The sequence below is a fragment of the Natronorubrum sulfidifaciens JCM 14089 genome (assembly GCF_000337735.1).
GTDB classification, from domain to species: Archaea; Halobacteriota; Halobacteria; order Halobacteriales; family Natrialbaceae; genus Natronorubrum; species Natronorubrum sulfidifaciens.
The window spans coordinates 1-12804 of record NZ_AOHX01000061.1; the positions used below are offsets into that span (position 1 = coordinate 1).

The window sequence follows — 12804 nt, forward strand, 5'->3', positions numbered from 1 at the left end:
GACCGCAGGTGTGGAGTCCTCATCTTCTGCGTATTATATCGATAATCCCCGGTTACTATATAAGGCCTACGAACCGACCCCCTCAACGTGTGTGAGTGACTACCTCAGCAATGGCTCGTCGACGAACACACGATCAGTTGTGGGATGTCACTCGTGACAACGAAGTAAGTTGTTATAGTCGCGAGCGTGCGCGCACGTTTATAGTAAAGATTGATCGTTTAAGAAGATCAAGCCGACTGATCATCGGACGAGTCTGGTTCGAATCCGGATGGTAGCCCAAGATGTTTGACACCCGCCTGCTCTTCAATCTCGAGTCGATACAGTTCGGTCGTTGCCGACGTGCTGGCCTGTTCGAACACGTCCGGTCGCCATCGAATCTCCATGTCCTCGCGGATCGTCTCTCGTTCGCGCTCCGGGACGGCAGTGATCGATCCAGTAAGGAGGACGCTCGTCCAGTTGAACGGTGTATCGGCGCGGTAGACGAGGAATCGAGCGGCAGCTGTACTGTCAGTGCGTTCGGCTTTCCGACTACTGGATCCGAGAACATAGAGAATGTAGATGCATGACTCCCCATCGAACCAAAAAGACATCGGACGCAGAACCGGAGCGTCGTCCGTCGGGAGTCCAAGCACGCCGACGCTCTGACTCGAGAGGAAGTTCCGAATCTCGTCGTCGTCCATTCGAACCACGCCATAGTCACGGAGTGTATCGGTCGTCATCAGGTAACAAGGAGAGGGTGGATCGTCTAAGGTGTTTGTTCGGTTCTCACACACTGTTCACAAGCGGGAACCGCTTCGAACGCGATCGATCGAAACCGATCGTGGTGGTCTGGCATTAGGCAGGGCGAAACAGAATACTGGTCTCGGAACCGATCCGATATTGGAGAGACTGAGGGGAAAACCGAACGGAGGAGTGACCGTCGTCCAAGGCGGAGGCCTTTTGAAGAATAGATACAGCAACAGTGTATGGACGATGAGACGATCGGGATCGTGTTCGTGCTCATCTCTGCGGTTGGGTTTGGGACGCTCGGTATCTTCGGTGTGCTCGCCGCCGAAGAAGGACTCTCGATTCCAGCAGTGCTCGCACTGCGGTTCAGCATCGCAACGGTCGTCGTCTGGACGATTCTCCGGATTCGAGGGCGGTTTCGACTTCTCACCGGACGGACGCTGGCAATTGCACTCGCTCTCGGCGGTATCGGCTATGCCACACAGAGCGGGCTCTACTTTTTTGGCCTCGAGTTTATGACGGCAGGAATGGTTGCAATCGTCCTCTATACCTACCCCGCGTTTGTCGTCTGCATCGTCGCGATCACGAACCCGGAGCGGGTGACCAGACACCTGTTGATCGCACTGAGTCTGTCGGTAGCCGGTGTCGCACTCATCACCGGTGCAGATCCAGCCGGTGTCGACCCTCGAGGGATCGCAATCGTGCTCGGTGCGGCGCTTGCATACTCACTGTACATTGTCGTCAGCCAGCAGGCGCTGGTGACGGTTGACGCCGAGTTACTGACGGCGTTCGTGCTACCCGCTGCGGCCGTGACCTTCGTCGTGTTCGGAGCTGGAACGGACACACTAACGATGCCGGCGACAGTCACCGCTTGGGGAGTCACCGTTGCGATCGCGGTTGTCGCGACAGTGATTCCCGTCCTCACCTTCTTCGCCGGCATCGCAAAGATCGGGGCGAGTCGGGCGAGTGTCATCAGCACCGCCGAACCCGCCGTCACAGTTGCACTGGGCGCGCTCCTGTTGGGAGAACCGGTGACGATCGTGACAGTCGTGGGTGGAACGCTAGTGATCACGGGCGTGATCTTGATCCAACGCGAGAGCCTCTGATATTGGCTCACACAGTTTCTGCAACATGGAAATCGAAACACTGATACACCACTCTGTCCGCTGTTCTCGATCAGAGCACAACGGAGTCAGTGTACGGACTCAAGCGACAGTACAACAGCGGACGCAGTGGTGTTTGCAACGGGTTATCACAAATATCTCTCTGACCATTGTAGGTAGCAGATCCGTTGCAGATTTCCGTTCAAAAGCGATTCATGATGGGCAAATCACCACAAGGAGTATGTCAATGGTTGACGACCCTAGCTTGTTTAAACACTCCACAGAATAACTGAGTATATATTAAAATAATTGTGTCGGCGTTCTCGAAGCGATTCAGGTTCTCGGATTCGACCAATATATTGAAAGGATACTGCCACTAGCCTTCCAGAAAGGTATTCGTCACAAAGCCGTCATTCGTGGCTCATCCTCAGACACAAGACAGTGTGCGTCTGAAAGATTGTTCAATTGTTTTGAAGACTAGTATTGGTCGGCTTCGTTCGATCGCATCGTCACCACTGGCACTGATGCTGTTCTGACGACGTCGTCCGTCACGCTGCCGACGATGAATCGTTCGAACCCACCACGTCCGGCGGTCCCCATCGCGATCAGATCGATGCTTTCTGTGTCAGCGTAGTCGACGATTTCCTCGGCAGGATCGCCGTCTCTGATTGTTGTAACCACATCTATATCGCAGGCTCGAGCCTCGGCAGCACGTTCATCGAGAGCGTCGGTCGCCCGCTCGCGGAGTTCAGCCGCGATGTCGGCGTCCGCGTTGGCAAGCGCCGAAAACACCTGTGCACGGTCGCTATCGATCACCGACAGGAGGTGAACCGTTGCATCGAGTTGGGCTGCGAGCTCGATGCCGTGATGGATCACTGCCTCGGCAGTGTCGCTTCCGTCGGTTGGAAGCAGGATCGAGTCGACAGTCAGCTTCCGGGTCGCTTCGCTGGCTGCCTCCGGGTTGATCGTCACGACTGGAACCGACGCGGTTCGGACGACCTTGTCGGCGACGCTACCGACGACGGCACGCGAGACACCACCGCGACCGGACGTGCCGATGGCAATGGCGTCCATGGCGTGTTCGTCCGCGTAGTCGACGATTTCCTTACTCGGTATTCCCTCACGAGTCACAGCGGTGGCCTCGAGCCCACAGTCTGTCGCGTCGTCTCGAAGCGCGGTCGCTCGAGCGGTCGCCTGTTCGCGGAGTCGCTTTCGGATCGACTGGGAGTCTCCCGAGTATCCCGCACCGGTCGCGATGGTGTCGTCTGCCACTGAGAGGACGTCGACAGCCGCATCACACTGGGCTGCGAGGTCGAACCCACGTCGGGCAGCGGCTTCGGCCGGGTCGCTTCCATCGGTCGGAATCAGGAGTGTTTCGATTGTCATGGTCTGTGTGCGGTTAGTCGTCTGTACTGGACTCTGCGGGATCGGTTTCGGCTGTGGTCACGTCCTCGAGTCGGCCGGTTTCGTAGCCACCCCAATCGAACCGTTGTTGGAAGTAGATAGCCACGTGGACCAGCGCGAGCAGGACGGGAACCTCGATCAGCGGCCCGATGACGGTCGCGAACGCAACGCCGGAGCCGACACCGAAGACCGCGACGGCGACGGCAATCGCGAGTTCGAAGTTGTTCGAGGCGGCGGTAAAGCCGATCGCGGTCGTCGTCGAGTAGTCCGCGCCGATTCCACGCCCCATCGCAAAGCTCACGAGGAACATCACGACGAAGTAGATCGTCAGCGGGACCGCGATCCAGACGACATCGGTCGGCTGCGCGAGGATGTTGTCGCCCTGTGTGGCGAACATCACGATAATGGTGAAAAGCAGCGCAATCAGCGTCAGCGGGCTGATCTTCGGTACGAACTGCTCCTCGTACCACTCCTCGCCCTTCGATCTAACACCGCCCAGACGGGTCACGATCCCGCCGGCGAAGGGGACCCCGAGGAAGATCGCGATCGCCCAGAACACCTGTTCGATCGTGATGTCGAACGTCCCGATACCGGCGACCAGCGCGTCCATTCCCAACAGTGGCGGCAGGAACAGCGCGAAGAACCAGATATACACCCCGTAGGTGATGATCTGGAAGACGCTGTTGAACGCGACCAGACCCGCAGCGTACTCACTCGAGCCGTCAGCGAGGTCGTTCCAGACGAGGACCATCGCGATACACCGAGCCATCCCAATAAAGATCAGTCCGAGGAAGTACTCGGGGTGGGCCGGAAACGGTGGCACGAGTCCACTGAAGAAGACCACCGCTAACAGGAACATTAACGTCGGGCCGATGAGCCAGTTCTGGATCAGACTCAGACTGAGCACGCGCCACGCGCTAAACACCCGCGGCAACTGGCCGTAGTTGACCTTCGCCAGTGGCGGGTACATCATCGCGATCAACCCGATCTCGACGAGGTAGTAGTCCTGGATCGGATCGACAACCGACGGTGCAACGTAGCCCAAGCCGACACCGATCCCCATCGCGAGGAAAATCCAGACGGTGAGGTACTTATCGAGGAAATCCATCGACCGTGGATCACCACAGTCCGGACAGCCACAGTCCGGCCCGTGTTCGTGCTCGAGGCCACTCATCAGCGATCACCACCTCGGTAACGATTCGTCCAGTTGTCCGTTCGAGGCTCCACCAGTGGCCCTATTCGAGTATACATCTGTCTCGTCATTGTGCTGTAGCTGCGATGATATCGAACTGTACAGCCGCACCAGCGGGAAGCGAACGGATTCCAGCCGTCGTTCCCGATGGGTATTCGCCACCGGGCGGGGAGTGAGACGGGTCGTCCACGACGCCCCGATCGGCCAGCTCGGTCGATTGTCCCTCAGTTTTCATCGCGTTCGTCAGCTCCAGTCCCTTCGCAGAGAGAGCGTTTCCGGGCCCGTCGAAGCGAGTCGAAGTCCGCCCATTGGTTGAACGACCATTCAATACAATCACCATAGTTTCGGGAAGAGATCCCTCGAGAGAGGCGATGTCGGAGTTATCGAGTCGCTTCTCGAACGCCCCGGTACGACTCATTTCGTCGTGCTTTCGATTGCTTCCACTATCCAATTGCGTCGTTTGTGAAAATTCGTTACTGCTCGAGCGACCCATACATCGTATGAACAACTGCTCAGGTATAAAGATGGCCAATCGGCTGCACGACTACGTGGCACACTATAGTAGCCACTGACCGTCACTGCACACCAGATCGCATGACGGCTCTGCGGTCTGTGTGTCACTCGTTTCAGTTGGTACTATAGCGACGTTGCGACGCCGACGAACACCGATTTAATAAAACAGGAAATGGAAATGATGACTAGACGGCAGTTCTAGTATCAGAAGCCGAAGTTGATGGCGTCCAGTATCTCGAGGAACTGGTTGAAGTTACTGTCAGCCTCAGTGTCAGCGTCCTGATCCTGATCGGAGTCTTGATCGATATCCTGGTCGATGTCAGCGTTCTGCTCCTGATCGAGTTCGTTCTGCTGATCGACACTGTTCGACGCGTCGGCATTGCCGTGGACCGAGAGGGCGATGCTATCGCCTAACCAAGCCGTGTTGGACTGCGTAGCGCCTTGATCCTGATAATTTACTGCATCTTGATCAGCGGCCTGATCGGAGTCCTGAGACTGATCAGTCTCCGCATTGGTGTCCTGTCCGAGGTCAGCGTTGTTCTCGATGGTCGCGTCCGCAGCTGCTGTTCCAGCGAACCCCATAAATGCGAGGCTGCCGATCAATGCAAGAGTCAGTACAAGCGTGAGTGCGCGTTTCATGATTGGTGTCGTTGCTGTATGGTGGGTACTGCGTATCAGAACTGCTTGTCCCGTCGTCTCCAACGCTGGCAACTCGCTTCCGCTACGGCATGGTACCCAGTTGAGAGCCATCTCGAACAGTAATATGAAACCCAAGAACGGTTTCAATCTAAAATGTCAAGCTAAAATCCACTCGATTAGTAGTGCGACTGAGACTATTGTTTATAAGTGATGCGTACTGGACAGTTATCGAAAGAACATATTGAGCCACCAGACACCCCCTATCGGAACAACTGAACCGTCTCGAGATCAGCGAAGGGGAGCCATACAAGCCATACAAGCCATACAAGCACTGCCGCAAACGCCATCGGAAGAGCTGGCTCAAGAACAGTCACACTCCACGAACACAGTCATGAACTCGAGAACATCGGGATGCTACCCTACGGAACGCTTATTTGAAGGTGTCTACAACTATCGGACAATGTCTGAAACAGCAGATCGGCTTCAACGGTACCTCGAGGATGAGCTCGGGGAGTGCCAGAACGAGGATCTGCAGGCGCGACTCGACGATCTCGATACCCTCGAGGGGTTGCTCGATGAAGAGATCATTTCGAACGACGTACAAACGCTGTCAGCGCTCGGTAACGAGACGCGATATCGACTCGTCCGGTTGCTGGTAGAGGCGGACAACGAACTGTGTGTCTGTGAGATCACACCACTCGTCGACGTCAGTGACAGCGCTGTGAGCCATGCACTCTCGAAGCTCGTCGACGCTGGACTTGTGACGAAACGGAAAGACGGCCGGTGGCGGAAATATCGCGCAACTAGCCGGGCGAGTGCGCTTCTCACTGTTCTCGACGGGTCACGCTGACATCGACACGACGTCTATCAGCCCGGTGTTGCTTGCACAGGATGCCATCACACTCACCAACAAACAGTCGGCTGGACCGGCTGCGATATCAGCGAGATGAGAGTGTTAGTTTTGAGTATATTCAATCGCTGAATCTGAAAGAGAATCCTAATCAAACAGCAGAAGGCCGTATTAGTTCATATCCCTACCCACAGTCGAAGGAGTTATCTGAATAAAGCCTCAATTGAAGAGTAGAGACAAATGGCGGGAATCACAAGCGTCATCAAAAAGCTGCGCGACAGACTGACAGCCCCCTCAGTTGAGAAACCGAGCCAGCATGGAATCTACGCCAACACCCGGTCAAGAGATGGACTCTACTCGATTACCAACACTCAATCCAGAACGACCACCTACGCTGTGGCGCAACCGCAAACGAAACGAGAACACGCCACGGACGCGCCAGACCAAGATCGAGAGTCCATCAAGACGATCGCTTGTGAGGATCCACAGACGTGTCCGACTTGCAGTCCGTTCACGATAAACAATGACTGAGTGAATTACCTCGAAGTCAAGCCCCAGGACAGTCTCTTATTTCCGCTTGTGAATCCGTCTAAAACAGTGGCGGCAGACGTTCCGTTCTTTGAAGGTTGGCTCGGAGCAACAGCCACGAAGGTACTCGACGAGCAGTGCGTCTCGAGACTGGGACAACACACCACTATGTCCGCTGTTCTTTCGAGAAGGAGACGTTCCAATGGCAGGAACAGCGGACATAGTGGTGTGGTAGACGGATGAAAGATGCGGCAGCGGAAAGTAAGAGCAAGAAAGCTATCGGAGATCGGTAACAGAGCCAAGAGAGGCAACACACGGGAGCCCGTGTTAGAGTGTCTGAGATGCCAGATTTAGCGAAGAGGATGATGGATCCGAAACGGGATCGTATCTCTGAAAGAAAGAGCAACACATGAGAGCTGTGGCGTACAAGATGTGCTTCACACACCCCCCCCACTTTGTCCGCTGTTCTACCGAAAAAGAGGGGGTGGGGGGTGAGAGGAAAGATAGTTTCATCTTGTATGGGGTTAAGATATCTCTTAACCCCACACAAGATACAATGATACTGCAGTACGGACTAACTCTCGCTGTACTATACTAAAACTTTCCCTTCTAGAGATCCCCGTTGACCCCCACCCCCACCTTCGGAGCTAGTTACTGCGGACAAAGTGGGGGGGGTGTGTTCCAGAGAATGTAATAAATGAATAGAACAGCGGACACTGCGGACACGGTGGTTTTATAAAAGCTACCGGTGAACAGTATTGTAGTGATCGTGAATGGGGTTGTTCGAGCGTGATACTGAAATCTACAAAAACCGGGATGCACTGCGAGAGGATTATCAACCGGAACAGCTCGTCGGGCGTGACGAAGAGATCCAGATGTACCAGACTGCACTCCAGCCGGTAATCAACGGCGAACAACCGAACAACGTCTTTCTCTACGGCAAAACTGGTGTCGGCAAGACTGCAGCCACCCGGTATCTCCTCTCTCATCTCGAGGAAGACGCGAGCCAGTACGACGATATCGATCTTCACCTCACCTTTCTCAACTGTGATGGGCTCACGTCTTCGTACCAGATCGCGACACGTCTCGTCAATGAACTTCGAGATGAAACGAACCAGATCAGCACGACCGGCTATCCGCGGGCGACCGTCTATGAGATGTTGTGGGAAGATCTCGACGAAATCGCTGGGACGAATCTCATCGTACTCGACGAGGTAGACCACGTTGAAGACGACTCGATCCTCTATCAACTCCCGCGTGCTCGTGCGAACAATAACCTCTCCAGTGCGAAGATCGGGATCATCGGGATCTCGAACGACTTCTCGTTTCGTGATGACCTTTCACCTAAAGTGAAAAGCTCGCTGTGTGAACAGGAAATCCATTTCCCAGCCTATGACGCAGGAGACCTCCAGAAAATTCTCGAGCAGCGTGCCGCTGTTGCGTTTCACGATGGTGTGCTCGACGATGCGGTGATTCCACTCTGTGCCGCCTACGGTGCAAAAGACGCCGGCGACGCCAGACAGTCGATCGACCTGCTGATGAAAGCTGGCGATCTCGCTCGAGAGGAAGAAGAGACGATTACAGTCACCGAAACCCACGTTGAATCCGGTCGTCATGACCTAGAACGTGGGCGTATCGAAGAGGGAATCAGCGGACTCACCCAACACGGTCATCTCGTTCTATACTCGCTGCTTACGCTTCATCTTCAAGACGAGACGCCGATCCGATCGCGGGATGTGAGACCGCGATATACGAGCTTCGCCCAGCGGGCTGGCCGTGATCCACTCGTCCCGCGCCGGATGCGCGATCACCTTTCGGAACTCGCCATGCTCGGGCTCGTTTCGGTCACTGAGCGAAATGAGGGTCGCCGTGGCGGGACGTATCGGGAATACACGCTCGATATGGATCTCGATCTCATCTTATCGGCGCTCGATGACGTTCTCGACGACGTTGGTGTTCATGATTCTCTTCAAAGCCATTTCTCCGAACTCGATTCACCCGGCGAGAACACGTCACTAACTGAATTCCATTGATACCATCCGCTCGCTGATGGTGTGTATTTGACACCATGATGTCCGCTGTTTCTGGTTTGCTTTCTCATGAGAACAGCGGACATGGTGGTGTTGGCAGGACGAGACTTTCGCTTCGACCTTCCCGTAACAACTGACCTGATCTCCACCCATCGCACTGTCTGTGGCTCTCGCTCGAGTCCTCGCTCATGAATCGTTCCTCCCCGTTCGCGTTCCCGCGGGTCTCGATTACGTCGTTCGCTCTGACCCGCGCACGCTCCGACCCGCACTCTCGTCGCACGACAGGTGTGTAGTGACGGTCAGTGGCCCACGCTCGTTGTGGTGACGTCGCTGGCCAACAACGTTATTTAGGGTCAACCGAATTGCCTATCTGGCGAGTAGGGAGGAATTCGGTCGTTCCGACGGAATTCGTTCGATTGTACGAGACACCATCGTATTCTCGCCACTGACCGGCCATCAGTGTCCCACTGATCGTTCCGGTCGCTGATCACCTCTCGATTGACACACCACCAACGAGGGTGAGTCGGCTGCCGGCTTCGGCCGGCGTTTTTGAACACGTCCGCGCCCCTCGAGCGCGAGCGAAGACTGCTATCGATTGTCGATCGGCGGTTGTCCGTTCTTCTCGAGTAGCGACACCAGCTTGGAAAACGAACCTTCCATACCGCCATCAGACAGGTCGAATAGCTACAATAGCTATAATAGGTGTAGTAGGCTCGATAGTTATCTCTCGCTCAGTGGCTGTAATAGGTACAATAGCTATAATAGGTGGTTTAGGCAAGTCACCTCGCTCACCTGAGCCACCTATTGAACCTGAGTCACCTATTGTATCTGAGCCACCTATCTAAGCTACCTGCGGTAGAATTAAGATGAACCGTAAAAGTATACTGAATGTCCGCTAAAGCAGGCATTCTGTATACAATAGGTGCCTATTGCTATCGCGGCGGAGAGAACCTCACTATGGCAACCGCAACTGAGCCACGCGCAGTAAGCGTCGTTATTCTGAAAGGCGGCGTCGGCAAATCAACGACCTCGATGAATCTCGCCCGACAGCTCGCCGAACGCGGCGAGACGTTGTTCGCGGATCTCGACCCGAACGGTCACGCAACGAACGGTCTCGGTTTTGAGGATGCATATCACGGCGACGTGAACCTCGGTGATGTCATTCTCGAGGGGACGGCGACACCCCACGATCTCATCCAGTCGACCGAGCACGGGTTCGACCTGTTGCCGTCCTCGAACACGCTCGAGGACGTCGAGAAGGATCTCGCCGGCGCGATGCAAGGATCGGCCCGCGTGAAATCGAAGATCGTCGATCCGCTTCTCGGCGAGCAGTACGAGTACGTCGTCTTCGACTGTCCGGCGTATCCCGGGATGCTCAACAACAACGCGCTGGTCGCGACGGGGAACGTCGTGATCCCGATCGAACCGGGCTCGAGTGCGATCGGAGGTTACAAACGGACGATGGAACGGCTCATCGAGCCGGCTCGAGAGTACATCGACGTCGACGTCCTCGCGGTCGTCCCGAACAAACTCTCGGATCGAATCGACCAGCAGACCGAAGATCGGGAGCTGCTCGAGAACCTGAATACGGCGAGCTACGAGGTCAACCCCGGCCAGCCACTCAAGGAAGCCGTGCCGTCGTTCGCCCGGATCACGGCCACCGAGTTCGCCCGAGTCGATGCGGGTGAGGTTTCCGCGCCGAAACCGGGCATTCGACATCGGTCTTCGCTCTCGCGGTCGCTGCAGGAAAACAAGCCGCTGCAGGAGTACGATCCGGACAGTGATCAGATCGAACACTATGAAGAACTCGCGACGATCGTTGCCAATGGGGGGATCGACCGATGACGAACCCCTTTGACGATCTCGGAAATGACGAAGACGACGACACTGACGTGACCGCAGCGACACCGGCTACTGACGATGACTCGAGCCAACCGACATCGCCGCCGGCCCGGACAGCGTCCGAGCAGGCATCTGACGACGAGCCTGCAGTATCCGGTCCGGCGTTCGAATACAGCGCTGTCCGCCAGCGGCCGCTGTACGCACGCGGTGAAACGTGGGACGCCCTCGAGGACCAACTCGGACTCACCGTCACGCCCGAACTGCGACGGATGGGCATCCGTGACGACGAAACCCGAGAGGTTCACGATGCGCTTCTCAAAGTCGCCCTCGAGCATATCGACGAAGTACCCGAACAGATCCTCGAGACGCGCCGACAGGCGTGATATCCTGATCACCTGATCACTGGTTTATCCGAAATTCGAATCGAGCCCCGCCAGCCTTGCTCTCCGTTACTGTTATCGACCAGTCGTGGGCAGTCGCGATGCGACGGACAGTCGCGAGCCCGAGTCCGGTCCCGTCCCGGTGGGTCGTATACCCTGCGTCGAACACTTGGTCGCGATCGTCCGGTGGAATCCCTGGGCCGTCGTCTTCGACATAGAATCCAGCTTGGTCGTCGAGTTCTCCGACATGGACTGTTACATCAGGCCCGCCGTGGTCGATCGCGTTCCGGAACAGGTTCTCGAACAGTTGCCGAATGCGACTCTCATTGGCGGTGAACATCATCCCGTCGGTTGCAAACGCGAGACTGGCCGCCTCCGACTCGGCCATCTTCCACGCGTCGGTCGCAACCGGCCTGAGACTCACTGGCTTTTCGTTTTCAACTGTCTGTCCCGCACGCGCAAGCCCCAGTAAATCCCTGATCAGCTCATCCATTCGCTGGTGTGCAGCCTCGATTTCGGACAAGGATGTGCTATCACACTCCGTTTTCGCCACTTCGAGGTTCCCCTGTGCAACGGTCAGTGGGTTTCGAAGGTCGTGCGACACGACACTCGAGAACTCGGCGAGCCGATTGTTTTGGTCCTCGAGTTCACGTTGTTGTGCGCGCAACTGTTCTTCGCGTGCTGCTCGGTCGAGGACCGCGCCCGCGGCGTAGGCGAGCAGTTTGGCTGTCGAAACGTCGACCGAATCGAACGCGTTGGGTTCTCTCGAGCCGATGTTGAGGATCCCGTGAGCGCCAAGCGGCAGAATCATTTCGCTTTGGACGGGCGTCTCCGGATTGTAGCGTTCTGGATGGTCACGCAGATCATCGTACACCTGTGGCTCCCCCGTGATAAATACGTCCCATGAGAGCCCTTCCCCTTCCTCGTACGTCGGATGCTCATCGAATGTCTCCCGACCCTCCGCAGCCACTGCCACTGGCTCGAGGCGATTTTCAGCCTCGTTGTACAGCCACGCACCAGTGAGCGGCAACTGAAGCTCCGATACTGCCAGTTGGACTGTTTGTTCACAGACGTCCGTTTTGGTCTTCGCATCGACGAACGTACTCGTCGCTTTCTGGAGTGCTTCGATGCGATTCGACCGTCGTCGCATCTGTATCTCGTATCGCCCGAGCAGGAATCCCCCGAGAACGCCTCCAGTCGTGCCCACTGCGAGTTGGAAGACGGCATCCGATGGGAGCTCTCCGGCAAGGTACTGATGGAACGAAATCGTCCCGATGAGCATTCCCATCGCAGCCCCACCCAGCACCGTCCACGTCGTCAACGTGGCTACGTACTGCTGTGAGAAATCCTGCTGTGTCGTCCAGTATCCAAGGTAGCTGATCAGCAACGAGAGGCCTAGCGGAAAGACCGCACCGACGATCAGTGCCAGCGGTGGCTTGTCGTGCGCTACGAGATGAACGCTGTGAACAACAGCTAACAGCAGCCCGATACCGCCGATTGTGGCCCCTGCACGCCGTTTCGACGAAAACACTCTTCGGAGTCCAGTACTCAATATTGCGATCACGGACAGTTCGTAAGAACAGTATAGGAATCTATT

Annotated in this window: 11 protein-coding genes; 5 read left to right on the forward strand and 6 right to left on the reverse strand. The window is 56.1% G+C overall.

The annotated features are described in order from the left end of the window. Positions 1-227: 227 nt before the first annotated feature. Positions 228-719 carry a pyridoxamine 5'-phosphate oxidase family protein gene (locus tag C495_RS16910; protein ID WP_008165158.1) on the reverse strand — a complete coding sequence of 164 codons (492 nt, stop codon included), beginning with the start codon at positions 717-719 and terminating at the stop codon, positions 228-230. Between the two features lie 246 nt (positions 720-965). Here C495_RS16910 and C495_RS16915 point away from each other — a divergent pair, with 246 nt between their 5' ends. Beyond that, positions 966-1832 carry a DMT family transporter gene (locus C495_RS16915; RefSeq protein ID WP_008165160.1) on the forward strand — a complete coding sequence of 289 codons (867 nt, stop codon included), beginning with the start codon at positions 966-968 and terminating at the stop codon, positions 1830-1832. 474 nt (positions 1833-2306) lie between these two features. Here C495_RS16915 and C495_RS16920 read toward each other — a convergent pair whose 3' ends face one another. The 4 genes from C495_RS16920 to C495_RS16935 all read right to left on the reverse strand — a co-directional run bounded on the left by C495_RS16920 (position 2307) and on the right by C495_RS16935 (position 5577). Continuing rightward, the gene (locus C495_RS16920; protein ID WP_008165162.1) at positions 2307-3215 is read right to left on the reverse strand and encodes a universal stress protein; all 909 of its coding nucleotides are present in this window, start codon (positions 3213-3215) and stop codon (positions 2307-2309) included. A gap of 13 nt (positions 3216-3228) precedes the next feature. Beyond that, a complete protein-coding gene (gene arsB, locus C495_RS16925; RefSeq protein ID WP_008165164.1) occupies positions 3229-4407 on the reverse strand; it encodes an ACR3 family arsenite efflux transporter in 1179 nt (392 codons plus the stop codon). Positions 4408-4492: 85 nt separating this feature from the next. Further along, entirely contained in the window at positions 4493-4918 is a 426-nt protein-coding gene (locus C495_RS16930; protein ID WP_152418932.1) for a RidA family protein, read from the reverse strand. A gap of 224 nt (positions 4919-5142) precedes the next feature. Continuing rightward, positions 5143-5577: a hypothetical protein gene (locus C495_RS16935; protein WP_008165168.1), complete on the reverse strand. Its 435-nt coding sequence runs from the start codon at positions 5575-5577 to the stop codon at positions 5143-5145. A 460-nt stretch (positions 5578-6037) separates the two neighbouring features. Between C495_RS16935 and C495_RS16940 the strand changes: the two genes are divergently transcribed. From C495_RS16940 to C495_RS16960, 4 genes are all read left to right on the forward strand, one after another. Further along, entirely contained in the window at positions 6038-6427 is a 390-nt protein-coding gene (locus C495_RS16940) for an ArsR/SmtB family transcription factor (protein WP_008165170.1), read from the forward strand. 1301 nt (positions 6428-7728) lie between these two features. Continuing rightward, positions 7729-8988 carry an orc1/cdc6 family replication initiation protein gene (locus C495_RS16950; RefSeq protein ID WP_008165171.1) on the forward strand — a complete coding sequence of 420 codons (1260 nt, stop codon included), beginning with the start codon at positions 7729-7731 and terminating at the stop codon, positions 8986-8988. A gap of 954 nt (positions 8989-9942) precedes the next feature. After that, positions 9943-10830, forward strand: coding sequence for a ParA family protein (locus C495_RS16955; RefSeq protein ID WP_008165172.1), 888 nt, complete (start codon positions 9943-9945; stop codon positions 10828-10830). Then, positions 10827-11210 (forward strand): hypothetical protein, encoded by a 384-nt coding sequence (locus C495_RS16960; RefSeq protein WP_008165175.1) that lies wholly within the window; start codon positions 10827-10829, stop codon positions 11208-11210. Before C495_RS16955 ends, C495_RS16960 begins: the two co-directional genes overlap by 4 nt. A gap of 16 nt (positions 11211-11226) precedes the next feature. On the opposite strand, the gene C495_RS16965 is transcribed toward C495_RS16960, so the two are convergent. Further along, the gene (locus C495_RS16965) at positions 11227-12738 is read right to left on the reverse strand and encodes a GAF domain-containing sensor histidine kinase (RefSeq protein WP_008165177.1); all 1512 of its coding nucleotides are present in this window, start codon (positions 12736-12738) and stop codon (positions 11227-11229) included. Positions 12739-12804: the final 66 nt, after the last annotated feature.

Excerpts from the sequence above, each read along its gene's own strand:
- C495_RS16950 (WP_008165171.1), top strand. The coding sequence starts at position 7,729 with ATGGGGTTGTTCGAGCGTGATACTGAAATCTACAAAAACCGGGATGCA.
- C495_RS16960 (WP_008165175.1), top strand. The coding sequence starts at position 10,827 with ATGACGAACCCCTTTGACGATCTCGGAAATGACGAAGACGACGACACT.
- C495_RS16940 (WP_008165170.1), top strand. The coding sequence starts at position 6,038 with ATGTCTGAAACAGCAGATCGGCTTCAACGGTACCTCGAGGATGAGCTC.
- C495_RS16955 (WP_008165172.1), top strand. The coding sequence starts at position 9,943 with ATGGCAACCGCAACTGAGCCACGCGCAGTAAGCGTCGTTATTCTGAAA.
- arsB (WP_008165164.1), bottom strand. The coding sequence starts at position 4,407 with ATGAGTGGCCTCGAGCACGAACACGGGCCGGACTGTGGCTGTCCGGAC.
- C495_RS16910 (WP_008165158.1), bottom strand. The coding sequence starts at position 719 with ATGACGACCGATACACTCCGTGACTATGGCGTGGTTCGAATGGACGAC.
- C495_RS16920 (WP_008165162.1), bottom strand. The coding sequence starts at position 3,215 with ATGACAATCGAAACACTCCTGATTCCGACCGATGGAAGCGACCCGGCC.
- C495_RS16915 (WP_008165160.1), top strand. The coding sequence starts at position 966 with ATGGACGATGAGACGATCGGGATCGTGTTCGTGCTCATCTCTGCGGTT.
- C495_RS16930 (WP_152418932.1), bottom strand. The coding sequence starts at position 4,918 with ATGGGTCGCTCGAGCAGTAACGAATTTTCACAAACGACGCAATTGGAT.
- C495_RS16935 (WP_008165168.1), bottom strand. The coding sequence starts at position 5,577 with ATGAAACGCGCACTCACGCTTGTACTGACTCTTGCATTGATCGGCAGC.